Genomic DNA, 23855 nt, shown 5'->3' on the forward strand with positions numbered 1-23855 from the left:
TTTCCGCTCATGCGGAACGGATGCCTGCGACCCGCAAGGCCGACCGGACATGCTTCAGTCGCGGCGTATGAAACGATATGCAGCGCACGTCGTGATAGCGCGTCAAGATCTCAACGTTTCGCGCCTTTTTCCGACGCTTTATGCACTACGAATAATCTGGCATCGAATGATTTGAACACTGTCGGCAGATGTCCAATCGCGCCGTGCTTTCGGCGGAAAAAGACGATATCGGGCGAGATGGGGAAGGATTCGTAAGCTGAAAGCGTCTGCCACAATACCGCTGACCGCGAAGGCTCCGGCGCGCCAACGATACCCGCCATCAGTGATCCGGCCTCCACTACAACAGGGTATCGATGCGCGCATGTTTTGCGGACGATACCGATCGCCAGGGACAGGACCATGATCACGAATCAACGGCTGGTATCGCACGCCTGTGGCACCCAGCGCAGCTCGAATGCGCTCCTTCTCTCCTCCCGTTCTTTCCACCCAATCACGACATTGCGCGTTGCCGCGATGCTGGCCTTCTGCTGCGCCGCGTCTGCGCACGCGGCCGGGCCGCTACCTGCGGGCGGGCGGTTCGTCGGCGGCAACGGGTCGATTGCCGCGAATGGCTCGACGCTGACGGTCAATCAGTCGACGGGACGCGGTGTCGTCAACTGGGACAGCTTCTCGATCGGCAGCGGCAATCAGGTCGTGTTCGCCAACGGCAGCGGCGCGACGCTCAACCGCGTCACGGGCGGCAAGCCGTCCGCGATCCTCGGCACGCTCAAGGCAAGCGGCAGCGTGTATCTGATCAACCCGCAGGGCATCGTCGTGGGAACGCAGGGCGTGATCGCCACCAACGGACGCTTCGTCGCGTCGACGCTCGACACCGATCCCGTCGCGTTCATGAACGGCGGGCCGCTGACGCTTGCGGGGAATTCGAACGCAGGCATCGTCAACCTCGGCAAGATTTCCTCTAGTGGCGGCGACGTCTTTCTGATCGCGCGCAGCGCGATCATGAACAACGGCACGATCAGCGCACCCAACGGCACCGCCGAACTGGCGGTGGCGAAGCAGGTCTTGCTGCAGGATTCGTCGACGGGCAAGCAGGTGTTCGTGCAGGCTGGCGCGGGCGGCATGCTCGCCAATACGGGCACGATCCAGGCGGCGCAGGTGAGCCTGCAATCCGTCGACGGCAACATCTACGCGCTGGCAGGCAATCACGAGGCGATTCGCGCGACGGGCACGGCGACCCGCGACGGTCACGTATGGCTCGTCGCCGCGCACGGCACCGTGCGGCCCGGCGGCGTGATCGACGCAAAAGGCGGCACTGTCGACATGCAGGCGAACACGCTCGCGTTTCCCGTCGGCGGCACGAACGTCAGCGCGCGCCAGTGGAACATCTCGACGCCGACCTTCACCATCGACAGGAACGCCGCAAACGCGCTCGTGAAGGGGCTCAACAACGGAACCTCGGTCAACGTTCAAACGACGGGCGCGAACGGCCGCAGCGGCGATCTGAACGTCAATGCGGGCATCGGCTGGCAAGGCGGCGCATCGCTGACGCTCGCGGCCTATCACAACGTGACAGTCGGCTCCGGCGCGACGCTCGCGAATCAGGGCAGCGGCAATCTGACTCTGCGCGCCGACGCCGCGAGTCACGACAACGCGGGCTCGATCGCGAATCACGGCGTGATCGACTGGTCGCGCAGCACGGGCCTCGTCAACGCGTTGTACGACATGAACGGCACGTACAGCGCGGGCACGCTGCTCGGCAATCCGTCATGGACGGCCGCGGCTTCGAGCGGCCAGCTCACGCAGATCACCGGCTACAAGCTGGTCAACAACGTGAACGATCTGGAGAACATCCGGCAGGATCTGGCGGGCAACTATGCGCTCGGCACCGACATCGACGCGACGGGCCACACCTTCACGCCGATCGGCGACCATACGACGCCATTCACGGGACAATTCGACGGCATGTGGCACACCATCTCCAACGCGACGATCGATATCGACGACTTCCACAAGGACTCTTCGTCGGGACTGTTCGGCGTGGTGGGATCGGCGGGTGTGCTGCGCGATGTCGGTATGGAGAACGGCTTCGTCTCGACCAGCCCCGTGGGAAGCGGCATCCTCGCGGGCGTGAACGACGGTGTGATCGCGTACGCACACACGACAGGCCGTGCGGGCGAGGTCGAGCAGAACGCGACGACGTTCGGCGGACTCGTCGGCAAAAACGACGGCACAGTCGAACGTTCATGGAGCAGCGCGACAGTCAGCGGCTCCAATGCGAACGGCGGGCTGGTCGGCTACAACCTCGGCACGATTTCGCAATCGTATGCGACGGGTGACGTGAGTCCCGTTTTCTCGACGGGATCCGGCGGGGGGCTCGTCGGCATCAACGACGGCACGGTCAGCCAGTCGTTCGCGACGGGCGCCGTGCAGACGCGCTCGATGCCGACGCATGGCGTGATCGCGTTCGGCTCCGGCACGCTCGCACCCGACGTCTACTGGAACCGCGAGACGACGGGGCAAAGCGTGAGCGGCGGCGATCTGCCGACCACCAACGGACTCACGACCGCGCAGATGAGCGACAAGGCGAGCTTCGCCGGCTACGACTTCGGGCCGGACGGTGTCTGGTTGATGCCGTCAGGCGCGACGCATCCTGTGTTGAGGCAGCCTGCCGCTCAGTAGCCGAAACCGCGAAGACTCCTTGCTCTATTCCACGCACAAGTCAGCAGCAAACAGCGGACGTCGCGCGTTCGACGCCATGCGATGGCTGATGGTCGCGACGTCTGCGGCGGCGGCCTTGCATGGCACGCCTGCTGCGGCCCAGGCGTGGCGCGATGTTGCGCCACAGCCTGCGCCGCAGCCGCCGCGCAGCGCGCCATCGAAACCTCAGGCGCAGACGCAGGGCAACGCGTCGCAGGTAGCGGTCGATCGGCTCATCGGGCTCGTGTTCGAACCGGCTGGCGCATCTACCGCCCAGCAACAACAGCAGCCGCAACAGGCGCAGCGCGTGGTGGCCAACGCCCTGCCCGTTCTGGACGCGGATTTCCTGCAAAGCTTCGCCGCCGATCTCGACAAGCCGCTCACATTCGGGCGTCTCGCCGAAATCCGGCAGGCGGTGATCGAACGATATCGTCACGCGGGCAAGCCGCTCGTCGATGTCTATGTGCCGGAGCAGGACATCAGTTCCGGTGTCGTGCATATCGACGTTGCGGAGTTCAAACTCGGCCGCGTGCGCGCAAACGGAAACCGCTATTTTTCGAGCACGCTGCTCGAACGCGAGATGCCGCTCGTGTCCGGCGATCCGATTCTTCAAACGCAGGTTTCGCGCGGGCTTGCCGTGCTGAACGCGAATCCGTATCGCCGGGTCGATGCGATCTTCGCGCCCGGCGAAGCGACGAATACGACCGACGTCGTGCTTCAGACCGACGACCGCCTGCCGCTTCGCGCGAACGTGGGCTACGACAATCAGGGCGTGCCTTCGCTTGGCCGCGACCGCTTCTTCGCGGGTTTGGGTTACGGCAATCTCTTCGGTCTCGATCAACAGATCGCGTATCAGTTCACGGCCAGCAACGACTTCTTCAGCGGCAATCCGGATATCGAAGGCAGGACCAATCGCGCGCGTTTCATGGCGCATGCGTTCAGCTATGTCGCGCCGCTGCCGTGGCTCGACAGCATCGAACTGTTCGGCGTGTACGCGCAGAGCACGCCGCGGCTGCCGAACACGTATGGGCAGACGGGTATTTCCGCGCAGTTCAGCGCACGCTACGACTGGCGTCTGCCGTCGACGGGCGACTGGACGCAGCTGATCCAGTTCGGTTACGACTTCAAGCGCAGCAACAACGACCTCGAATTCGGCGGCTTTCAGGTGTTCAACTCGAACACGCATATTCATCAGTTCGTGGCCGTCTACGACATCAGCCAGCAGAAGGACACGGGCACGGCGCACGCCGCCGCGACATTCGTCGCGAGTCCGGGCGGCCTCGACGGCGACAACAGCGACGCGGCGTTCAACACGGCGCGTCAAGGCGCGACGTCGCGTTACACGTATCTGCAACTGACGGGATCCGACGCATTCGCGCTCGGCAAAGGCTTCACGCTGGCGGCAAACGGAACGTTCCAGTGGACGCCGGACACGCTGTTGCCGAGCGAAGAAATCGGGCTCGGCGGCGAGTCGAGCGTGCGCGGCTACGATCCCTACGTCGTGCTCGGCGACCGCGGCTGGTACGCGCAGACCGAGTTGCGCACGCCCGCGTTCGCGCTCGGCACGAACGACGTGCTCGTGCAGCCGTTCGCATTCTTCGATGCAGGCCGCGTCTGGACCCGCATCGACCAGCCTGCGGAGTACAACCCGGGCATGCTGGCAAGCGTCGGCGCGGGCGTGCGCTTCAGATGGTCACGCTTCGTCGATTTCCGCTGCACCTATGCCGCGCCTTTGCGTGCCGCGACGCCGGATGGCTCGAAGGCGCCGATGGTGATGCTGTATCTGACGATAGGAACCTGAACGGTCGACTGATCCCCGGCATGCGATCCGAATGACGGAAAAGAGCGGAACCTCGGCGTTTTGCTGCGGACACAACCCGGCACAATCGCAGAGACGCCTCGGCCTTGCGTGCGAACTGGAGCCACTCATGGGTTGGAAAAATCAGCTGATCGAAACGCCCGTGTGGCTGATGAGCCGCTTCTATCGACCGCGCTTCGATCCGCACCGCGATACGCCGCGCGACATTCTCGTGCTGCGGCCGAACGATTTCGGCGAACTGCTCACCACCACGCCGCTCTTCGAAGCGCTGCGCAAGCGCTTTCCGTCGACGCGGCTGATCGCCGGCATCGGTAGCTGGGGACGTCCGATCCTCGAAAACAATCCGTACATCGACGAGATCGTCGAACTCGACGCGCCCTGGAACAACAAGATCGTCGCGGACCGGTCGCACAAGAACGTGCTGCGCTATCTGTGGTCCTCGCCGCAGATCGCGGCGCTGCGTGCGCGAGGCGGCTTCGATGTCGCGATCGACGTGCTCGGCAGCTACATGGGCGCCATGCTGATGATGCGGCTCGGCGCGCGCTACCGGATCGGCGTGCGCGGCTATCGCGGCGGCGACAGCGGATGTCAGGCGCATGTCGTGTATGCGCGGCGGCAATGCGGACGCGCCGCGCTGGCACAAGGCGAACTGCTGGGCGCGACGGACTTGCCGGAAGCGCGTCCGCAACTCTTCCTCACCGACGACGAGCGCGCCCGCGCAGGGCAAATCTGGGCAACGGGCACGCTTGCCGGGCATCGCACGGTGCGCATCGTCGCGGGCGTCGGGGCCGGCGTGCCGGCGAAGGCGTGGCCCGCGCGCGAACTCGGCGCTGCGCTCGCGCAGATCGCGCAGGCGCTCGAACAGAACGGCAACGCGTGCGACATCGTGATCGTCGGCAGTGCGGCGGATCGGGCGCGCGCCGCCGAAGCCATCGCCGCTGCCGGTGCGGGCGTCGCTGTCCGCTCGCTCGCCGGCGACCTGCCGATGCGCAGCATGTTCGCGCTCGTCGAACAGGCGGACGTCGTGCTGACGAATTCGACGATGCTGCTGCACGTCGCAGCCGCGTTCCATCGTCCGACAGTCGCCGTGCTTGGCGGCAGCATCACGAAGCCGGAGGTACACGACGCGATCTGGGGTTATCCGACGCACTATGTCAGCGTCGCGCCCGAGCGGTCGGCGCAGGGCGAGCGGCTGGAGGAATGGCCGGCTGTAGGGCGCGTCGTGGAGGCCGTCGTGCAGGCCGTCACCGCCGAACACGAACCCGACAAGCCGCGCACGCAGCTCGACGCGGCGGCATGACTTCAGGTTTGCGCCACGTCTGGACGAGCTACGGCACAGCACGGCTGACACTCCCCACGGGCGAACGATCGTTCGCCCCGTCAGCAGGTAGAATGGCTTAACTATCTAGTTAATCTGGGGTCGAATGCAGGAACTTCGGCGGGCGAATGACAACGCCGTCGTCCTGCACATCGACCATCGTTGGCGCCTTCCGCACTGTTTTCGCTGAACGTCACCACTTTTAGCGTGACGCTTTTCATGTTTCACACACCCGACACCGAAACGCTCCGCCTGTGCAGCGTGCTGTCGAGCACAGCCTTCGGGCTCGTGTTCGCGTTGATGCGCTTCAACCGGCCCGGCGAGCGCTATTGCCTGCACTGGTCCGCAAGCGCGCTGCTGTATGCCGCCGTGCTGGTCGGTTTCGACTTCGCGCCGGGCCACGTGTTCTTCAAGAGCATGCTGCTCGGCGCGCTCGCGGCGACCAACATGCTCATCGTCTCGGGGCTGCGCGCGTTCGACGGCAAGCCGCCCTTTCGCTGGTGGATGGTGCTGCCCATCGCGGGCTGCGTCGCTACGCATATCGTGCCCGCGACGATCGCGCTGGCTCACCCGCGCGCGGCGCTCGTCACGGAAGTCGCCGATACGCTGAGCGTCGCGATCTCAGCGCTGATTGCGGGGGCCGCGTGCCTCGTCGGCGAACCACGCGAGACAGGTGCGCCCGGCACGCACGCGCTCGCGCCGCCGAGCCGTGGCCGTCGTCTCGCAGGCATCGCGATGCTCGGCTATTTGCCCGGCTACGCGATCACGCTGGTCGGTTATCTGTGGACAGGGCCTGGCATCAATCTGCTCGCGCTCGTGCCGATGCTGTCCGATCAACTGCTGCTCGGCGTGCTCAATCTCGGTCTGCTGGCGATGCCCGCCGAGCGCGCGCAGCAACGTCTGCGCGATGCCGCGTTGCGCGATCCGCTGACGGGCGTGTGGAATCGCGCGGGCCTGGAGGCGCATTCGCAGCGTCTGATCGCGCCCGGCGCGACCGTGCTCGCAATCGACCTCGATCACTTCAAGCAGATCAACGACCGCCACGGCCATCCTGCCGGCGATGACGTGCTCAAGGCGCTCGCGCGTCTCGCAGGCGCGGAGGTCGCGTCGCTGGGCGGCGAGTTCGGACGGCTCGGCGGCGACGAATTCCTCGCGGTCCTGCCCGCAAGCCGCGCACCGTACGCCGACGCCTGCGCAAGGCAAATCCACGAAGCTTGCCGCCGACACGCGGACGGCCTGCCCGTGTGGACGATCAGCATCGGCTTCTCGCAGATCGAAGCGGGCGACGCCGATCTGCACGACGCGCTGCATCGCGCGGACAGTGCGCTGTATCGGGCGAAGGTCGATGGGCGCAACAAGGTGCTCGCCTGACACGTACTGGCGATGACGGGCGCGCGAATCGCTCCGCGTTTAGAATCGCCTGCATGAACAAGATCGCCGCCCTGCCGATGTACAACGTCTCGCCCGCGCTCGCCGCCGACTGGCACGCGCTGCTCGCGGACGTGCTGCGCCGTGTCGAGCCTTCCGCCGACATCATCGAACCGGACGATCTGCACACGTTCTGGCGGCGTCCCGATCTGCTGCTGTCGCAGACTTGCGGTTATCCGTATGTGCTCGGACTGAACGAGTATGTGCAACTGATCGCGACGCCCGAGTTCGACGCGTCCGGTTGCGACGGCGCGAACTATTCGAGCGTGATCGTTACGCGCAGCAACGCGCCATTCGATTCGATCGAAGCGTGCCGTGGTGCACGCGCCGCGTTCAACTCCGTCGATTCGAACAGCGGCTACAACGCGTTGCGGCACACGGTTGCGCCGTATGCGCGCGATGGCAGGTTCTTTAACGACACGCTGGAGACAGGCTCGCATCTCGGCTCGCTGCGAGCGGTCGCAGAGAACCGCGCGGATGTCGCTGCGATCGATTGCGTGACGATGGCTTTCGCACGCGAAGCGTATCCGGAACTGACAGGCCGTTTGCGTGAGATCAGATACACGTGTTCATCGCCGGGACTGCCGTTGATTGCATCGAAGCAGGTATCGCCCGAGCAAGCCGACGCATTGCGCGCGGCGCTCGACGAAGCGTTGAACGCACAGCCTGAACGTGCGCGCCGCCTGAAACTCAAAGGCTTCTCGCACTTGACGGCAGAACACTACGACAGCATTCGCCAGATGGAAAACGAGGCGCGCGTAGCGAACTACGCGCGCCTCGCATGACGTCCAGCCCTTAAAACAGGCCTTATTCGACGTCGAGCACCAACAGCTGCGCACCATCGGCGACCTGATCGCCGACACCGTACAGCACCTCCGCCACCTTGCCCGCTGCGGGCGCGCCGATCGTGTGCTCCATCTTCATCGCTTCCATCACGATGAGCGGCTGCCCCTTCTCGACGACTGCGCCCTGTTCGACCAGCACCGCGATCACCTTGCCTGGCATCGGCGCGGTGAGGCGTCCTTCGCCATGTTCGGCATCGGCTGCATGCGCGAGCAGGTTCTGCCATTCGAATGCGAGCGCTTCGCCGCGGCAGAACACATGGAACGTATCGTTGTCGATAAACACACGGCCCGTCACATGCGCATCGCCGATCGTCGCGCCGTATTCGTGCTGGCCCGCGCCCGTCCACCACTTGAACGGCTCTGTGCGGCCATCGTGTGTGAGCGTCCGCGTATCGCCGTCGCGTGAGAAAAGTGCCGTAAATGCAGACTCTTTCTCGACATCGCGCCAGTTCAGCGTCTGCGTGTAGCCGCCGTTCAGACGCCAGTGCGACAGCGCATCCCACGGCGAGGCGCCATGCGCGACACCGCCTTCGCGCGTCATCAATGCGCCGCATGCAAGCGCGAGCGCTTCAAGGAACGGCTTCTTGACGGGTGCAAAGAGCGCGTCGTGATGACGCTCGATCAAACCCGTGTCGAGATCACCCGTCGAAAACGGCACGCTCGTCACGATGCGTTGCAGGAACTCGACGTTCGTATGCGGCCCGACCACTTCGCAGCCGCGCAACGCCTGGCTCATGCGCTTCAACGCGTCTTCGCGGCTCGCGCCGTGCACGATCAGCTTCGCGATCATCGGATCGTAGAACGGTGTGATCGTGTCGCCTTCGCGCACGCCGCTGTCGATACGAACAGGCGCACGCTCGCCGCCCACGCCCAATGTGAACTCGACGCCTTCCGGCATGCGCAGATGCTTGAGCGTTCCCGTCGACGGCAGAAAGCCGCGCGCCGGATGCTCGGCGTAAATGCGCGCTTCGATCGCGTGGCCTTCGATGCGCAACTGATCCTGCGCAAGCGGCAACGGCTCGCCCGCCGCCACACGCAACTGCCATTCGACGAGATCCTGCCCCGTCACCATCTCCGTCACAGGATGTTCGACCTGCAGGCGCGTGTTCATCTCCATGAAGTAGAACTCGCCGCCCTCCGTCATGATGAACTCGACGGTGCCCGCGCCAACGTAGCTCACCGCGCGCGCCGCTGCGACAGCCGCTTCGCCCATCGCGCGGCGCACATGTGGTTGCAGACCGGGTGCAGGCGCTTCTTCGAGCACTTTCTGGTGGCGCCGCTGCACCGAGCAGTCGCGGTCGAACAGATACACCGCGCCACCGTGCTTGTCGGCGAATACCTGCACTTCGACGTGACGCGGACGCGTCAGATACTTTTCGATCAGCACGCGGTCATTGCCGAAGCTGCTCGCCGCTTCGCGTTTGCACGACGCGAGCGCCGCCGAGAAATCTTCGGTGCGCTCGACCACGCGCATGCCCTTGCCGCCACCGCCCGCGCTCGCTTTCAGCAACACGGGATAGCCGATTTCGTCGGCCTGGCGATGCAGCAAATCCGCGTTCTGATCGTCGCCGTGATAGCCCGGCACGAGCGGCACGGCTGCCGAATGCATCAGCGCTTTCGCCGCTGCTTTCGAGCCCATCGCGGCAATCGCTTCGACGGGCGGTCCGATGAATTCGATGCCCGCCTTCTCGCAGGCCTGCGCGAAATCCTCGTTCTCCGACAGAAAGCCGTAGCCCGGATGCACGGCCTGCGCGCCCGTCGCGATAGCTGCTTCGATGATGCGTTCGACGCGCAGATAGCTTTCCGCCGCCGTCGATCCGCCGATATGCACGGCTTCGTCGCACGCGGCGACGTGCTTCGCGTTCGCGTCGGCGTCGGAGTAGACCGCAACGCTCGTGATGCCGAGCCGCTTGCAGGTCGCGGCGACGCGGCAGGCAATCTCGCCCCGGTTCGCAATCAGGATCTTGTTGAACATGAGGTGTCTCGATGAGTTGTTCTGTGCCGTTGCTTCGCGCGAATTACGCGCGCCAGGAAGGCGAGCGCTTTTCGAGGAACGACGCGACGCCTTCGCGCCCTTCCGCGCCCGCACGCGTCTTCGCAATGCGTACCGCCGTGTCTTCGATCAACGCCGCGCTGATCTCGCGGCCCGCGATGTCATGCACAAGCTGCTTGCAGGCCTTCACCGCTTGCGGACCGTTCGCGCACAATGTCGCGGCGAGTTGCTGTACGGTTTCGTCGAGCTTGTCGGCGCTCACGCATTCGGCGACGAAGCCTAGCCGCTGTGCGGTCGCGCAATCGAATGCTTCCGCCGTCATGAAGTAGCGGCGCGAAGCCTGCTCGCCGAGCGCGCGGATCACATACGGCGCGATGGTCGCGGGAATCAGACCGAGGCGCGCTTCGGACAGACAGAACTTCGCGCTGTCCACGGCGACGACGATATCGCACGCCGAGAGCAGGCCCATACCGCCCGCGTACGCATCGCCGTTCACGCGCGCGATCACCGGCTTGTTGCATCGATAGATCGACGCGAGCATGTCGGCAAGACGCATCGCGTCGGCGCGGTTCTCGTCGTCCGAGTAACCGGCCATCTTCTTCATCCAGTTCAGGTCCGCGCCCGCGCAAAAGGCCTTGCCGTTTGCCGCGAGCACGACGGCGCGCACGTCGTCGCGCTCGTCGAGCGCCTTGAACACGGACGTCACTTCCGCGATCATCGCTTCGTTGAACGCGTTGCGCACGTCCGGGCGATTCAGCGTGACCGTGGCCACGCTGTTATCGAACGTGAGAGTCAGGTTGTCGTATTGCATCTTCGATGATCCTCGCTCGCGGCCGTTACATGCGGAACACGCCGAAGCGCGTGTCTTCGATCGGCGCATTCATCGCCGCCGACAGACCGAGACCCAGCACGTCGCGCGTCTGCGCAGGATCGATCACGCCGTCGTCCCACAGGCGCGCGCTCGCGTAATACGGATGGCCTTGATGCTCGTATTGCTCGCGGATCGGCTGCTTGAACGCTTCTTCCTGCTCGGGCGTCCACGTGCCGCCCTTCGCTTCGATGCCGTCGCGCTTCACCGTCGCGAGCACGGAAGCCGCCTGTTCGCCGCCCATCACGGAGATGCGCGCGTTCGGCCACATCCACAGGAAACGCGGCGAATACGCGCGGCCGCACATGCCGTAATTACCCGCACCGAACGAACCGCCGATGATCACCGTGAACTTCGGCACCTTCGCCGTCGCCACGGCCGTCACCATCTTCGCGCCGTTGCGCGCGATGCCTTCGTTCTCGTACTTGCGGCCCACCATGAAGCCCGTGATGTTCTGCAGGAACACGAGCGGGATCTTGCGCTGCGCGCACAGTTCGATGAAGTGCGCGCCCTTCAATGCCGACTCGGAAAACAGAATGCCGTTGTTCGCGACGATGCCGACCGGGTGTCCCCAGATGTGCGCGAAGCCGCACACGAGCGTCGTGCCGTAGCGCGCCTTGAATTCGTCGAAAGCGGAATCGTCGACGATGCGCGCGATCACTTCGCGGATATCGAACGGCTTGCGCGTATCGACGGGAATCACGCCGTAGATGCTCTTCGTGTCGTAGCGCGGCGGCTTCGGTTCCTGCATTGCGACGGGCACGTCCTTGCGGCGATTCAGATTGCCGACGATGCTGCGCGCAATCGACAGCGCATGTGCATCGTTCTGTGCGAGATGATCCGCGACGCCCGACAGACGCGTATGCACGTCGCCGCCGCCCAGGTCTTCCGCACTGACTTCTTCGCCTGTCGCCGCTTTGACCAGCGGCGGGCCGCCCAGAAAGATCGTGCCTTGATTCTTGACGATGATCGATTCGTCGCTCATCGCGGGCACATACGCGCCGCCTGCCGTGCACGAGCCCATCACGACAGCGATCTGCGGAATGCCTTGCGCCGACAGATTCGCCTGATTGTAGAAGATGCGGCCGAAGTGATCGCGATCGGGAAACACGTCGTCCTGATTCGGCAGATTCGCGCCGCCCGAGTCGACGAGATACACGCACGGCAAGTGGTTTTCTTCGGCGATTTCCTGCGCGCGCACGTGCTTCTTCACCGTCACCGGATAGTACGTGCCGCCCTTCACGGTCGCGTCGTTGCAGACGATCACGCATTCCTGGCCCGCAATGCGGCCGATGCCCGTGATCACGCCCGCGCCCGGCGCATCGTCGCCGTACATGCCGTACGCCGCGAGTTGCGACAGTTCGAGAAACGGCGTGCCCGGATCGAGCAGTTGCGCGATGCGATCGCGCGGCAGCAGTTTGCCGCGCGACACGTGCTTGTCGCGTGCAGCAGCACCGCCGCCGAGCGCGAGCTTGCTGATCTTCGCCTTCAGGTCTTCGACGAGCGCTTCGAGCGCAGCCGCGTTGGTGCGGAAATCGTCGGAACGCGGGTTCAGTTTCGATTCGATGATCGGCATGTCGTGTCCTGGCAGACGATTACATCGTTTCCGCGAACAGCTCGCGGCCGATCAGCATGCGGCGGATTTCGCTCGTGCCCGCGCCGATTTCATAGAGCTTCGCATCGCGCCACAGACGGCCGACCGGGTACTCGTTGATGTAGCCGTTGCCGCCGAGAATCTGGATCGCTTCGCCCGCCATCCACGTCGCCTTTTCGGCCGTGTACAGAATCACGCCTGCGCAGTCCTTGCGCACCTGGCGCACGTGGCCCGAGCCGATCGTGTCGAGCTGACGGCCCACTGCGTACAGATACGCGCGGCACGCCTGCAACGTCGTGTACAGATCGGCGACCTTGCCCTGGATCAGCTGGAATTCGCCGATCGACTGACCGAACTGCTTGCGGTCGTGGATGTACGGCACGACGGCATCCATCACGGCCATCATGATGCCCGTCGGACCGCCCGCGAGCACCGCGCGTTCGTAGTCGAGGCCGCTCATCAGCACCTTCACGCCGCCGTTCAGTTCGCCGAGGATGTTCTCTACGGGCACTTCGACGTTCTCGAACACGAGTTCGCCCGTGTGCGAGCCGCGCATCCCGAGCTTGTCGAGTTTCTGCGCGACGGAAAAGCCCTTCATGCCCTTCTCGACGATGAACGCCGTGATGCCGCGCGGACCGGCTTCGATATCCGTCTTCGCGTAGACGACGAGCGTGTCGCAATCCGGGCCGTTCGTGATCCACATCTTCGTGCCGTTCAGCACGTAATGGTCGCCCTTCTTCTCCGCGCGCAGCTTCATGCTGACCACGTCGGAGCCGGCGTTCGGCTCGCTCATCGCGAGCGCGCCGACGTGTTCGCCCGACACCAGCTTCGGCAGGTACTTTTCTTTCTGCGCCGCCGTGCCGTTGCGGTGAATCTGGTTCACGCACAGATTCGAATGCGCACCGTACGACAGACCCACCGACGCCGATGCGCGCGAAATCTCTTCCATCGCGATCATGTGTGCGGTGTAGCCCATGTTCGCGCCGCCGTATTCCTCGGAGACGGTCATGCCGAGCACGCCCAGATCGCCGAACTTCTTCCACAGATCCATCGGGAACTGGTCGGTGCGGTCGATTTCGCCCGCACGCGGCGCGATCTCTTTCGCCGCAAACGACGCGACGGTGTCGCGCAGCATCTCGATCTCTTCACCAAGCGGGAACTGCAAACCGGGCAAGTTGCTCATCTGTGTGTCTCCAGGAGTTCGTCACGGGCGGCTTGCGTGTTGCAAGCGCCGTCGCATCAAGCTATGTGCATCAGGGCATTTTTCTGAGCCGGGCTCAGCCGGCCGCGCCGCGCGATCGTCAAGACCCGGTCAGGAACAGACGATTCATCCGACATAAGCCGGCGCGCGACAGCATAGAGCGCATTTCACTCCAGATTTACGTAAGCGTCAATCGGTATTTTTGAGTGTCACTCAAAATTGACCGAGGCGTTATCAGCGCCTGTTTACCGTGGTAGTATCGGCCGCAACGGAGCCTTCCTGCTCCGAAATCTGAACTGGACTCATATGATGGGCGTAGCAAGGGCCGAAGTGCCGGCATCGCGCCGCCAGCCGGCGGGACGCAAGTCGCAGCAGCGCGTGAAGGAGATTCTTCAGGCGGGCCGCGACGTCTTCTCCGAAAAAGGCTACGACCGCGCGACCACGGCGGAGATCGCCCAACGGCTCGGCATTTCCGAGGCCACGGTGTTCAGCTACTTTCGCGGCAAGCGCGAGCTGTGCGCGCGCGTGATCGGCGACTGGTACGACGAGATCATCGAAGCGATCGAATCGGGCCTGCCGCGCGACGGCAGCATTCGCCAGCAGTTCGCGTTCATCGTCCGCACACATTTGCGGCTGATGCTGGTCAACGGCACGGGGCTGTGCGCGCTCGTGCTGTCGGAAGGCCGCACGCGTCAGCACGAACTCAGCGAAGAACTCACCGGGCTGCAACGGCGCTACACGGCGCCGCTGATGCGCGTGCTGTCGCAAGGTCAGCAGACGGGTCAGATCCGCTCGGACATGCCGCTGCGTCTGCTGCGCTCGCTTGTGTTCGGACCGATGGAGCACGTGCTGTGGGACGCGGCGCTCGGCAATCGACGCACCGATATCGACGCCACCGCGGACCGTCTGATCGACGTGCTGTGGTCGGCGCTGCAACCGCCCGACGCATCGCTCGATGCGCTCGTGCAATTTCGCCAGGAAGTGAGCGAGGCGACGCGCCGTCTCGCCGAAGCGGAAGCCGCGCACAAGCAGCGCGCGCCGCGGCTTGCAAATACCAGCGAAGACGCCTGAAGCCACAGGCCAATACAGCCGCGCCGGCCGGGTGCGCAACTTGCTGACGAGGTTGACGTCAGCAACGAAACCCAAGGAGGACCGGCCATGTCGACCACGCCCAACAAAGGCGAAAACCCGATCCGCCCCGATCAGTCCGACGTCGTGCAAACCGATTTGCCCGATGTCGGGCCGCCTCAGGACCCGGATGCGCCGCCGCTCGATCCCGATGTCGATCCCGATCACGAGGACGAGAAGCCGTAGCCATCAGCAGCGTTCGCGCATCCGTTCACCAGAAAAAATCAGGGAGGATCACCATCGTGCAACAGGTTCTGAACAAGACTTATCGCCGCGCACTCGTGGGCGCGCTTCTCGCGGCCGCTTCTGCATCGGTTTCGACGGCGGCGCTCGCACAAGGCGCGCCGCAATCGATCACCGAACGCCACACGGAAGTCACGCAGACGGGCAGCGGTTTTCGCGCATCGAAGCTGTCGGGCACGACCGTCTATAACCGCGACAAGGACAGCATCGGCACCATCGACGATGTGATCGTCTCGCCGGCCGACCACAATGCGTTCGCGATCCTGTCGGTAGGCGGCTTTCTCGGCATGGGCAAGCACTACGTCGCCGTGCCGTTGAGCGATCTGCAGATCAGCAGCAAGTCGGTGCTGTTGCCGGATGCGACGAAACGCTCGCTCGAAGCGCTGCCAGAGTTCAAGTACGCGCCGGATTGATTCGGCGCATTGGCTGCATGGCCGCCACGCACTTCGCGTGCACGGCGGCCTTCTTCAATCTTCGATCAACGCGGGAATTTCAGCGACGAGCGCATCGATCGCGCAGCGCGTCTTCGACGCCATATAGCGCGTTTGCGGCCACACGACGTGGATGTCCTGCGGCGGCAAGCTGCAACGCCCCTTGACGAGCGCGAGTTCGCCCGTCTTCACATAACGCGCGAGCAGCCACGACGGAATGCGCGCGAGGCCAAAGCCCGCAATCGCCGCCGATGCGATCGCCTGCACATCGTCCATGCTCAGTTGCGGGTGGATCTTCACGCGCTTCACCTGCCCCGATTGTTCATCGTGCAGATCCCACGGCACCAGCGCACCGGCGCGCGCGTACACGATGCCGTCGCGCCCGTCCATTTCATCGAGCGAAGCGGGCATGCCGTGCTGTGCGAGATACGACGGCGACGCGCCGATGCTCGTGTATTGCACGCCCAGACGCCGCGCCGCGAGACTCGTGCTGTCGCGCAGTTCGCCGATCCGCACGGCGAGATCGAAACCTTCCTCGACGAGGTCGACCATGCGGTCGCTGAACGACATGTCGATCTGCAGCTTCGGATGCCGGCGCGCAAGATGCATCAGCACGGGCGCGACGCACAACTGGCCGAACGCGAGCGGCAAGCTCACCCGCAGCCGCCCGCGCGGTGTGCGCCGGCCGCCTTCGAGTTCGGCTTCGGCGGCCTCCAGTTCGGCGAGCGCGCGCACGCAGCGCTCGTAGTATGCCTGGCCGTCTTCCGTGAGGCTCTGGCTGCGCGTCGTGCGATGGATCAGGCGCACGCCGAGCCGTGTTTCGAGCCGCGCGATCACCTTGCCGACGGCCGAACGCGTGAGGTTCAGACGCTCCGCCGCAACCGCGAAACTGCCTGCTTCGACGACCTGCACGAAGGTCATCACGCCATCGAGCCGGTCAGTCATCGGAGCACCTCATTACTTCACTGATTGGTTCCATGAAGGAATCATTCATCGGAATTCATCTCGTCAATCGGGACTATCGTTCCGATATAGTAGCCGCACATTCACAGCATCGGGTTCCCGCCATGCAGCTTTTCCCACTTCGCAAGAACACGCTCGCGCTCCTCGCCGCCTGTCTTTCGTCGTTGATGTTCGGCCTCGAGATTTCCAGCGTCCCCGCCATCCTCCCGACGCTCGAACACCTTCTGCACGGCGATTTCAACGACATGCAATGGGTCATGAACGCCTACACGATTGCGTGCACGACGGTGCTGATGGCGACGGGCACACTCGCGGACCGCTACGGGCGCAAGCGCGTATTCGTCGTCAGCATTGCGCTGTTCGGCATCACGTCGCTGCTGTGCGGGCTCGCGTCCGACATGGCCGTGCTGATCGCGGGCCGCTTTCTGCAGGGCGCGAGCGGCGGCGCGATGCTGATCTGCCAGGTCGCCGTGCTGTCGCATCAGTTCCAGCAGGGACACGAGCGCGTCAAGGCGTTCGCCGCGTGGGGCATCATCTTCGGCATCGGGCTCGGCTTCGGGCCGATCATCGGCAGCGCGACGGTGGCAATGATCGGCTGGCAATGGGTGTTTCTCGTTCACGCGCCGCTCGCGCTGGCGACGATCGCGCTCGCTGTCAGCGGTGTGAGCGAATCACGCGATCCGCATGCGCAGAAGCTCGATGTGCGGGGCATCGTCACGTTGTCGCTTGCGGTGTTCGGCGTGGCCTTCTATATCACGCAGGGCGCGGATCTCGGCTTCGCGAGCCTGCCGGCGCTCGGCATCGTCGCGGCGAGCACGCTGTGTCTGATCGCGTTCGTCATCGCCGAAAACGTCAGCGCGCATCCGATGTTCGACTTCTCCGTGTTTCGCATCCGCAAGTTCTCGGGCGCGCTGATCGGATCGGCGGCGATGAACTTCAGCTTCTGGCCTTTCATGATCTATCTGCCCGTGTACTTTCATCACGCGCTCGGTTACGACGATCTGCACGCGGGTTTCGCGCTGCTCGCCTATACGCTGCCGACGCTCGTCGTGCCGCCCATTGCGGAGCGGCTTGCGCATCGCTATCAGCCCGGCTTCGTGATCCCTGGCGGGCTCTTCACGATCGGCCTCGGCTTCTTTCTGATGCGTGCGGGCAGCGCCGCCGAACACGCGAGCTGGATCACGATGCTGCCGGGTTGCATGGTCGCGGGAGCCGGACTCGGCCTCACCAACACGACCGTGACGAATACGACGACGGGCGCGGTATCGACGGCACGCGCGGGCATGGCTTCGGGCATCGACATGAGCGCGCGAATGATCGCGCTTGCGATCAACATCGCGTTGATGGGGTTCGTGCTGGTGGCGGGCGTCGCTGCGTTTTTATCGCACGCGTTGCCGGCCGCGCAGGACGTCACGCAGATTCACGCGATGAGCGCTGCGATCGCAGCAGGCCACACTGTCGCGCTCGATCCGAAGATCTCACACGATGCGCTCGTGCACGGCTTCGGCTGGGTGATGTTGTATGGCGGCGTGGGTGTGTGGCTGCTCGCGCTGGCCAGCTTCCTGACGTTCGGCCCGATGACAACGCGCCCGCAGCGCCGGGAAGTGCCCGCGACGACATGTGCGCAATGCACAGATTGAAACAAAAAAGCGTGAGCGCGGATGAGGCGCTCACGCTTTTCGAACGTGCAGACGGTGTGAATCAGTAGTACGGATACGGTGCGTACACGACGCCCGGCGGGCCATAGTAGTACGGACGCGGCGCGTAATAAGCAGGCGCAGGCGCGTAGTATGCAGGCGGCGTCGCATAGACGGGCGCGGGCGGCTGCGAAATGGTGTTGCCCTTCGACGTCATGCACTGGGCGTAAGCCGCGTCGTAGCGGGCCTGCAAACCATACGCCGAATACGACGCGCCGTTCGCGCCCGTCGCGCCGCCGATCAGCAGGCCGCTGCCCGCGCCGATCGCGGCACCGGCACCTGCATTGCCCGCCGCCGCACCGAGCAGCGCGCCGACAGCCGCGCCGCCCAGCGTACCGACAGCCGCGCTGCCCGCCGCATTGTTCGTCGCGGCTTGCGACGCACCGTTCGCGTCCGTGCTGCGATACGCGTAGTCACGGCACGCGTAGTCTTCCTGCTGGAACTGTTCGAGCGGCTCGCCCTTGCGCGGCAGCGCCACCACGCTCGGCCCGCTCGGTGGCGCGACCGCGCAACCGCCCAATGCGAGCAACACCCCGACGACGAGCGCCGGCACAGCGACCTTTCTAGCGACCTGAGTCTTGTTCATCTTCGTCGACCTGCCAATGTGAAAATCCAACCTGCAATATATGAACAATAGTCGAATCGACCCGCGCGTGAGTTACTAATCCGTTACTGGATATTTCTGTGCAAGACGCTGAACAACATAAAAAAGGGCCAGCCGGATTCACCTTGAAACTGCCGCCTTATATGTGCATCATGCACATATGCACAGCGCACACATCGAGGTGATGCGATGACCCGGCGTACGGAAAATCTGCTTGGCGTGCTCGCCCTTCTGGTGACGGACGAACTCGACGCACAACCCTCCATTCCCGCGCTGTCCGGATCGACGGCACGCGCGATGCTCAATGCGATCGGCCAGTACCCCGATTCATCGATCGAACTGTTGCGCGACGCCGTCGATCTCTCGCATCCCGCAGCGGTGCGCGCCGTTGCGGGACTCGTCGATGCCGGTCTCGTCGAGAAGAAAGCGGGCAGCGACAAGCGCTCCGTCGCACTGGCGCTGACCGCAACAGGACGACGCGAAGCGAACCGTCTACGGAACGCGCGCGGGCGCATGCTCGAACGCATCGTCGCGAGGCTCGATGAAGACGAGCGCGACGTGCTCGAGCGTCTGCTGATCAAGATTCTCTGGAACGAAACACGCGATGCGTCGCACGCGATGCAGCTTTGCCGCTTCTGCGACGACAAGCCGTGCCTGAAAGCAGGTTGTCCCGTCGAATGCCGCGATCAGGGGCTGCCGATGCCCGAGGCGAATGCATCATGAACACGCCCGGGTCCGACGCGATCCGCACCCGCTGGAGTGCCGTGGCTGCATTGACGGCTGTTTCCACGCTGTCGCAGATCGGTCAGTTCGGCATCGGCTTCATGGTGCTGCCCGTGTGGCTCGCGCATCAGGGACTCGACGCCCCGAGCGCCGGGCTCTTCGCGGCAGCGCAATGGACGGGCATGTTCATCGGGCTGCTGTTCGCGCCGCGTTTGATGGAGCGTATGGGATCGAAGCTCACGGTATCGCTGGGACTTTTGTCGTCGCTCGTCGCGTACGGGACATTAGGCGCGTTGACGTGGCCCGCGTGGATCTTGCCGGGCATGCTGACGGGACTCGGTATCGGCTTGCGCTGGATCGCGAACGAAACGTGGCTCTACAGTCTCGTGCCCGCCGACAAGAGCGGCAAGGTAGTCGGCATTCATGAAGCGCTGATTGCATCGGCGGGCGTGCTTGCGCCGGCGCTGGCCGTGTTGTGCGGCGTGAGCGGAACGCTCGTGTTTCTGGCAGGTTCATTGCTGACGGCAGCCGCCGCGATTCCGCTTTGGCTTACGCGTTCGTCGGCGCGTCAGACTGTATTGGTGATTCCCGCGGTGCAAGGCAAGCGCGTCGAACTTGGGCCAATCGTATGCCTCGGCCTTGTCACGATTGCCGTCGGCGGGATCGGCGATGGCGCGCTCTACGGACTCTTTCCACTCTTTGCCGATAGCCGCGGACTCACTGCCGCACAAACCGCGACGATGCTCGCGTGCTTCGGCATCGGCGGCATGGTGCTGCAATTTCCCGTTGGATGGCTGGCGGATCGCTTCGGGCTTGCCGCAACGGTGATCGTTTGCGCGTTGGCGAGCACGGCATCTATCGTCGCGTTTTCGTTCGCACCGTGCGCTTCGTTTGCGTATATCGCGGCCGCGCTTTTTCTCGGCGGCATGAACAGCGCGTACATCACGCTCGGCATGTATGCAGCCGCTTGCAGCGACAAGCAGGCGATCACGCGCAACATGCGCGTGCTGTCGCTGGCGTTCACCGCTTGCTCGATTGCCGGGCCGCTATTTGCAGGCCCCGCGATGAAAGCACTCGGCAACGATCTGTTGATGTGGCAACTCGCGATCATGAGCGGCGCGCTCATGATCTACACGGTTGGTATGCGTGAAGGGCATCGTCAGGCGCAACAACGGATGCCCTCGCCTTCATCGACATGAATAAGCGACGCGCGCAGCTTCTGCACGCGCCGCGTTTCTTTAACGCAAACGCACCAGCGTCGACTTCAACTCCGTGTACTTCTCCAGCGCATGCAGCGACTTGTCGCGCCCGTTGCCCGACTGCTTGTAGCCGCCGAACGGGAAATTCATGTCGCCGCCTTCGTCATAGCAATTGACCCAGACAGTACCTGCGCGCAAACGTCGCGATACTTCGTGCGCTGTCGTCAGATTCGACGTCCATACAGCGGCGGCGAGACCGTAGTCGCTGTCGTTCGCGATCTGCACGGCCTCGTCGATCGTATCGAACGTGATCACCGACAGCACAGGTCCGAAGATCTCTTCACGCGCGATCTTCGCATCGTGTTTCGGCACGTCGAACACCGTTGGCTCGATATAGAAACCGCCGCTCTCCTGCTGCACTCGTGCGCCGCCGTGTAGCAGCTTCGCTTCGGCGCGCCCTGCTTCGATATAGCCGAGCACGCGATCGAGCTGCACCTGATCGACGATCGCGCCCATCGACGTCTTCGGATCAAGCGGATTGCCCGGCGTATAGCTGCGCGCCGCCGCGACCAGCTTGTCGAGGAAGACGTCCTTGATGTCGCGATGCACGAGCAGACGCGAGCCCGCCGTACACATTTCTCCCATGTTGTAGAAGATCGCGCCCGCCGCCGTCTTTGCCGCGCGATCGAGATCGGGACAATCAGGCAACACGATGTTCGGCGACTTGCCGCCGAGTTCGAGCCACACACGTTTCAGATTCGACTGCCCTGCATACTGCATGATCAGCTTGCCGACATTCGTCGAGCCTGTGAACGCGAGGCAATCCACATCGTGATGGAGCGCGAGCAGTTTGCCCGGCTCGCCGCCGCCCGGCACGACATTGAACACGCCTGCGGGAATGCCCGCTTCGTGAGCGAGCTGTACGACGCGAATCGCCGTTAGAGGCGACTTCTCCGAGGGCTTCAGCACGACGCTATTGCCCGCCGCAAGCGCAGGCCCGAATTTCCACGACGCCATCAGGATCGGGAAATTCCACGGCACCACAGCCGCGACGACACCGAGCGGCTCACGCGTCACGAGTCCGACGAGATGATGATCGGCAGGCGCCACTTCGCCGCCGACCTTGTCGATTGCCTCTGCGAACCATTCGACGCAATACGCGGCGCCCGGCACGTCGACGGAAGTCGTGTCGCCGATTGGCTTGCCTGCATCGAGCGTTTCGAGCAAAGCCAGTTCGTCGAGATGCTCGCGCATCAGCGCGGCCCATTTAAGCAGCTTCGCCTTGCGCTGGCGCGGATTAAGTCCAGACCATACTGCTGTATCGAACGCATGACGCGCTGCGCGTACGGCAGCATTCACGTCGGCTTCGCCGCAATCGGCGACTTTCGTCAGCACCTTGCCGTCGATGGGACTCACACAATCGAACGTGCGCCCGTTTTCAGCGGAACGATATTCGCCGTCGATAAACGCGCGCCCTTCGATTGCCAGCGTCGCTGCCTTTTCCTGCCAGTAAGCCAATGTCGTCTTGTCCATCAGGATGCCTCAATGTTATGCGTTCAGCGCAGCGCATCTGACCTATGCATGATGCGGTGCTGCGCGAGAACGCGTTGACGCGAAGCAGCGTGCGAAAGAATCAGAAAGTGGGCGGCGAATTCGCCGACACGACTTCGCACACCTGCTGCGCGCTGGGATTGCGAAAACGATGCGGTAAGCGGCTTTCGAAGTAATAGCTGTCGCCGGGGTCGAGCAGCCACGTAGTGCCGTCGACGGTCAACTCCAGTTGACCGCTGACCACCACGCCGCCCTCGTGTCCCGCATGCTGCAGCATTTCGGGGCCCGTATCCGCGAGCGGCTGATACACCTCGCGCATGATCCCCATATTGCGATCCTTGACACTCGATCCCGCCAGATAGAACTCGATCTGCTCATTGCCGAGATTCGGCATCTCCGCGCGACGCGACACCACAGTGCGTTCGGCCTCGACTTCAAATGTGAAGAATTCGGCAAGGCTCATAGGAATACATTCGAGCAGCTTCTTTAGCGAGCCGACGGAAGGACTCACGCGGTTCTGTTCGATCAGCGAAATCGTGCCGTTCGTCACGCCCGCCCGTTTCGCCAGCTCGCGCTGAGAAAGACCGTGCTTTTTGCGGATGTACTGCAGGCGGGTTGCGACTTCAATGGACATCGATGCACTCACGAAAACGGAAAGTTCTGCACAAAGAGAACGGCATTCGAATAGCACGCGCGTGTGTTGAATATTCTAATCACTTTAAATTGACCGCTTCTGGGGAAAACCCTGTAAGCAAAGCGAAATTCTTACGCATCGACGGGCTTCGAAGTGGACATAAATGCCTGTAGATAGCTCAGGGTAAGCCCTCATCAAAGATTCGTAAAAAGACTTTGACGCCCTTTTTGACTCGTATATGCTGGTCTACAGGTTGATGTTGCTTTGTTCGAATAGCCGGTGAAAAGGCCCGATTCATCGCCTCACAACGACTAAACGATGCAACGCGAATAACAACCTGTCGTCCCGATTCTTTAAACGTCAGACTCGTTTGATGAACGGGGCGTTCAATACTTTCAACGTGCCAGTCGAGTGTAATCGTGAGAGTCCGAGGCCCTTTGGTTAGGTGGGATCGTAGTCAGTTCGCGAGGTGTCTTCGCGCTGACAACGCCATCGCCGACGGCAGCAACGGCAGGCTTGCGTTTCGCCGCTTTCTGTCCGTCTTCACGATCCTGTCGCGCCGTTCCGTCCGTCGTCATAACTCCATTTCAGCGCGTGCGTTCATCGCGGTACATACCGACGAAGTCGCATCGCTCTTGCCCTAGCGCCTCTCCGCCTTTCGCTGTCCGGCCCGCTCGCGGGTCATTGCTTCGCGCGCGTGATTGCGCTGCGTCATCGGTTGCGCTCGTCTTCAAATCGGGCGCGCGCCGTTGCACGCCTGCGATCGCACGCAGCGGAGCGAATCGGACAGCGTATCTGATTGCAACGCGCGGCGCGATGCGCTGACGGCGCTGCCACGCAAGCACCCTTCAGCAGCTTTGCGCTCTGCGCACGGCGGCGGAATCGTGCCGCACGTATACGACGCAATATTTGCCGCGTT

General features: G+C 63.6%; 21 protein-coding genes. 12 read left to right on the plus strand and 9 right to left on the minus strand.

Translation table 11 applies throughout. From position 1 onward, the window contains the following. Positions 1 to 110: 110 nt before the first annotated feature. On the minus strand, positions 111 to 401 hold the full coding sequence (locus QEN71_RS12825) for a hypothetical protein (protein WP_201653710.1): 291 nt from the start codon (positions 399 to 401) through the stop codon (positions 111 to 113). Between QEN71_RS12825 and QEN71_RS12830 the strand changes: the two genes are divergently transcribed. The 5 genes from QEN71_RS12830 to QEN71_RS12850 all read left to right on the plus strand — a co-directional run bounded on the left by QEN71_RS12830 (position 400) and on the right by QEN71_RS12850 (position 8047). Beyond that, positions 400 to 2679: a two-partner secretion domain-containing protein gene (locus QEN71_RS12830; RefSeq protein WP_201653713.1), complete on the plus strand. Its 2280-nt coding sequence runs from the start codon at positions 400 to 402 to the stop codon at positions 2677 to 2679. The two genes, QEN71_RS12825 and QEN71_RS12830, sit on opposite strands and share 2 nt — an antisense overlap. 88 nt (positions 2680 to 2767) lie before the next feature. Then, on the plus strand, positions 2768 to 4498 hold the full coding sequence (locus QEN71_RS12835) for a ShlB/FhaC/HecB family hemolysin secretion/activation protein (protein ID WP_201653716.1): 1731 nt from the start codon (positions 2768 to 2770) through the stop codon (positions 4496 to 4498). A 127-nt stretch (positions 4499 to 4625) separates the two neighbouring features. Then, positions 4626 to 5816 carry a glycosyltransferase family 9 protein gene (locus tag QEN71_RS12840; protein ID WP_201653719.1) on the plus strand — a complete coding sequence of 397 codons (1191 nt, stop codon included), beginning with the start codon at positions 4626 to 4628 and terminating at the stop codon, positions 5814 to 5816. A 237-nt stretch (positions 5817 to 6053) separates the two neighbouring features. Further along, positions 6054 to 7205 carry a GGDEF domain-containing protein gene (locus QEN71_RS12845; RefSeq protein WP_201653722.1) on the plus strand — a complete coding sequence of 384 codons (1152 nt, stop codon included), beginning with the start codon at positions 6054 to 6056 and terminating at the stop codon, positions 7203 to 7205. A 53-nt stretch (positions 7206 to 7258) separates the two neighbouring features. Continuing rightward, positions 7259 to 8047, plus strand: a complete 789-nt coding sequence (locus QEN71_RS12850; RefSeq protein ID WP_201653725.1) for a phosphate/phosphite/phosphonate ABC transporter substrate-binding protein — start codon at positions 7259 to 7261, stop codon at positions 8045 to 8047. Positions 8048 to 8069: 22 nt separating this feature from the next. Here QEN71_RS12850 and QEN71_RS12855 read toward each other — a convergent pair whose 3' ends face one another. Genes QEN71_RS12855 through QEN71_RS12870 form a run of 4 tightly spaced genes read right to left on the minus strand, consistent with a single transcriptional unit; the run spans position 8070 to position 13745 of the window. After that, a complete protein-coding gene (locus QEN71_RS12855) occupies positions 8070 to 10082 on the minus strand; it encodes an acetyl/propionyl/methylcrotonyl-CoA carboxylase subunit alpha (protein WP_201653728.1) in 2013 nt (670 codons plus the stop codon). A 43-nt stretch (positions 10083 to 10125) separates the two neighbouring features. Further along, a complete protein-coding gene (locus QEN71_RS12860) occupies positions 10126 to 10911 on the minus strand; it encodes an enoyl-CoA hydratase/isomerase family protein (RefSeq protein ID WP_201653730.1) in 786 nt (261 codons plus the stop codon). 25 nt (positions 10912 to 10936) lie between these two features. Then, a complete protein-coding gene (locus QEN71_RS12865; RefSeq protein WP_201653733.1) occupies positions 10937 to 12544 on the minus strand; it encodes a carboxyl transferase domain-containing protein in 1608 nt (535 codons plus the stop codon). A gap of 19 nt (positions 12545 to 12563) precedes the next feature. Beyond that, complete coding sequence (locus QEN71_RS12870) at positions 12564 to 13745, minus strand: isovaleryl-CoA dehydrogenase (protein WP_201653736.1); 1182 nt, start codon at positions 13743 to 13745, stop codon at positions 12564 to 12566. Between the two features lie 324 nt (positions 13746 to 14069). On the opposite strand from QEN71_RS12870, the gene QEN71_RS12875 reads away from it, so the two are divergent. The 3 genes from QEN71_RS12875 (at position 14070) to QEN71_RS12885 (ending at position 15547) form a co-directional block, all read left to right on the plus strand. Beyond that, positions 14070 to 14834, plus strand: a complete 765-nt coding sequence (locus QEN71_RS12875; RefSeq protein WP_201653739.1) for a TetR/AcrR family transcriptional regulator — start codon at positions 14070 to 14072, stop codon at positions 14832 to 14834. An 87-nt stretch (positions 14835 to 14921) separates the two neighbouring features. Further along, positions 14922 to 15077 carry a hypothetical protein gene (locus QEN71_RS12880; RefSeq protein ID WP_201653742.1) on the plus strand — a complete coding sequence of 52 codons (156 nt, stop codon included), beginning with the start codon at positions 14922 to 14924 and terminating at the stop codon, positions 15075 to 15077. Between the two features lie 56 nt (positions 15078 to 15133). Further along, complete coding sequence (locus QEN71_RS12885; RefSeq protein ID WP_201653745.1) at positions 15134 to 15547, plus strand: PRC-barrel domain-containing protein; 414 nt, start codon at positions 15134 to 15136, stop codon at positions 15545 to 15547. A 54-nt stretch (positions 15548 to 15601) separates the two neighbouring features. Here the strand turns inward: QEN71_RS12885 and QEN71_RS12890 are convergent, their stop codons facing one another. Next, positions 15602 to 16510, minus strand: a complete 909-nt coding sequence (locus QEN71_RS12890) for a LysR family transcriptional regulator (RefSeq protein ID WP_201653748.1) — start codon at positions 16508 to 16510, stop codon at positions 15602 to 15604. A 122-nt stretch (positions 16511 to 16632) separates the two neighbouring features. On the opposite strand from QEN71_RS12890, the gene QEN71_RS12895 reads away from it, so the two are divergent. Further along, complete coding sequence (locus QEN71_RS12895; RefSeq protein WP_201653751.1) at positions 16633 to 18168, plus strand: MFS transporter; 1536 nt, start codon at positions 16633 to 16635, stop codon at positions 18166 to 18168. Positions 18169 to 18229: 61 nt separating this feature from the next. Here the strand turns inward: QEN71_RS12895 and QEN71_RS12900 are convergent, their stop codons facing one another. Then, entirely contained in the window at positions 18230 to 18811 is a 582-nt protein-coding gene (locus QEN71_RS12900; protein WP_201653754.1) for a glycine zipper family protein, read from the minus strand. A gap of 207 nt (positions 18812 to 19018) precedes the next feature. Here QEN71_RS12900 and QEN71_RS12905 point away from each other — a divergent pair, with 207 nt between their 5' ends. Then, positions 19019 to 19552 (plus strand): MarR family winged helix-turn-helix transcriptional regulator, encoded by a 534-nt coding sequence (locus tag QEN71_RS12905; RefSeq protein WP_201653757.1) that lies wholly within the window; start codon positions 19019 to 19021, stop codon positions 19550 to 19552. After that, positions 19549 to 20751 (plus strand): MFS transporter, encoded by a 1203-nt coding sequence (locus QEN71_RS12910; RefSeq protein WP_201653760.1) that lies wholly within the window; start codon positions 19549 to 19551, stop codon positions 20749 to 20751. The genes QEN71_RS12905 and QEN71_RS12910 overlap by 4 nt, the downstream gene beginning before the upstream one ends. 39 nt (positions 20752 to 20790) lie before the next feature. On the opposite strand, the gene QEN71_RS12915 is transcribed toward QEN71_RS12910, so the two are convergent. Then, complete coding sequence (locus tag QEN71_RS12915) at positions 20791 to 22284, minus strand: aldehyde dehydrogenase (RefSeq protein WP_201653763.1); 1494 nt, start codon at positions 22282 to 22284, stop codon at positions 20791 to 20793. A 100-nt stretch (positions 22285 to 22384) separates the two neighbouring features. Next, positions 22385 to 22936: a cupin domain-containing protein gene (locus QEN71_RS12920; RefSeq protein ID WP_201653766.1), complete on the minus strand. Its 552-nt coding sequence runs from the start codon at positions 22934 to 22936 to the stop codon at positions 22385 to 22387. Positions 22937 to 23373: 437 nt separating this feature from the next. Here QEN71_RS12920 and QEN71_RS12925 point away from each other — a divergent pair, with 437 nt between their 5' ends. Then, positions 23374 to 23580, plus strand: coding sequence for a hypothetical protein (locus QEN71_RS12925; RefSeq protein WP_039901929.1), 207 nt, complete (start codon positions 23374 to 23376; stop codon positions 23578 to 23580). Positions 23581 to 23855: the final 275 nt, after the last annotated feature.

The organism is Paraburkholderia sabiae, from assembly GCF_030412785.1.
Classification (GTDB): Bacteria; Pseudomonadota; Gammaproteobacteria; order Burkholderiales; family Burkholderiaceae; genus Paraburkholderia; species Paraburkholderia sabiae.

What these genes read in the sequence shown, in the direction of transcription:
- QEN71_RS12910 (WP_201653760.1), top strand. Translation starts at nt 19,549, where the DNA reads ATGAACACGCCCGGGTCCGACGCGATCCGCACCCGCTGGAGTGCCGTG.
- QEN71_RS12845 (WP_201653722.1), top strand. Translation starts at nt 6,054, where the DNA reads ATGTTTCACACACCCGACACCGAAACGCTCCGCCTGTGCAGCGTGCTG.
- QEN71_RS12850 (WP_201653725.1), top strand. Translation starts at nt 7,259, where the DNA reads ATGAACAAGATCGCCGCCCTGCCGATGTACAACGTCTCGCCCGCGCTC.
- QEN71_RS12835 (WP_201653716.1), top strand. Translation starts at nt 2,768, where the DNA reads ATGGTCGCGACGTCTGCGGCGGCGGCCTTGCATGGCACGCCTGCTGCG.
- QEN71_RS12895 (WP_201653751.1), top strand. Translation starts at nt 16,633, where the DNA reads ATGCAGCTTTTCCCACTTCGCAAGAACACGCTCGCGCTCCTCGCCGCC.
- QEN71_RS12880 (WP_201653742.1), top strand. Translation starts at nt 14,922, where the DNA reads ATGTCGACCACGCCCAACAAAGGCGAAAACCCGATCCGCCCCGATCAG.
- QEN71_RS12870 (WP_201653736.1), bottom strand. Translation starts at nt 13,745, where the DNA reads ATGAGCAACTTGCCCGGTTTGCAGTTCCCGCTTGGTGAAGAGATCGAG.
- QEN71_RS12840 (WP_201653719.1), top strand. Translation starts at nt 4,626, where the DNA reads ATGGGTTGGAAAAATCAGCTGATCGAAACGCCCGTGTGGCTGATGAGC.
- QEN71_RS12860 (WP_201653730.1), bottom strand. Translation starts at nt 10,911, where the DNA reads ATGCAATACGACAACCTGACTCTCACGTTCGATAACAGCGTGGCCACG.
- QEN71_RS12890 (WP_201653748.1), bottom strand. Translation starts at nt 16,510, where the DNA reads ATGACTGACCGGCTCGATGGCGTGATGACCTTCGTGCAGGTCGTCGAA.
- QEN71_RS12905 (WP_201653757.1), top strand. Translation starts at nt 19,019, where the DNA reads ATGACCCGGCGTACGGAAAATCTGCTTGGCGTGCTCGCCCTTCTGGTG.
- QEN71_RS12875 (WP_201653739.1), top strand. Translation starts at nt 14,070, where the DNA reads ATGATGGGCGTAGCAAGGGCCGAAGTGCCGGCATCGCGCCGCCAGCCG.
- QEN71_RS12830 (WP_201653713.1), top strand. Translation starts at nt 400, where the DNA reads ATGATCACGAATCAACGGCTGGTATCGCACGCCTGTGGCACCCAGCGC.
- QEN71_RS12825 (WP_201653710.1), bottom strand. Translation starts at nt 401, where the DNA reads ATGGTCCTGTCCCTGGCGATCGGTATCGTCCGCAAAACATGCGCGCAT.
- QEN71_RS12865 (WP_201653733.1), bottom strand. Translation starts at nt 12,544, where the DNA reads ATGCCGATCATCGAATCGAAACTGAACCCGCGTTCCGACGATTTCCGC.
- QEN71_RS12920 (WP_201653766.1), bottom strand. Translation starts at nt 22,936, where the DNA reads ATGTCCATTGAAGTCGCAACCCGCCTGCAGTACATCCGCAAAAAGCAC.
- QEN71_RS12855 (WP_201653728.1), bottom strand. Translation starts at nt 10,082, where the DNA reads ATGTTCAACAAGATCCTGATTGCGAACCGGGGCGAGATTGCCTGCCGC.
- QEN71_RS12900 (WP_201653754.1), bottom strand. Translation starts at nt 18,811, where the DNA reads ATGAACAAGACTCAGGTCGCTAGAAAGGTCGCTGTGCCGGCGCTCGTC.
- QEN71_RS12915 (WP_201653763.1), bottom strand. Translation starts at nt 22,284, where the DNA reads ATGGACAAGACGACATTGGCTTACTGGCAGGAAAAGGCAGCGACGCTG.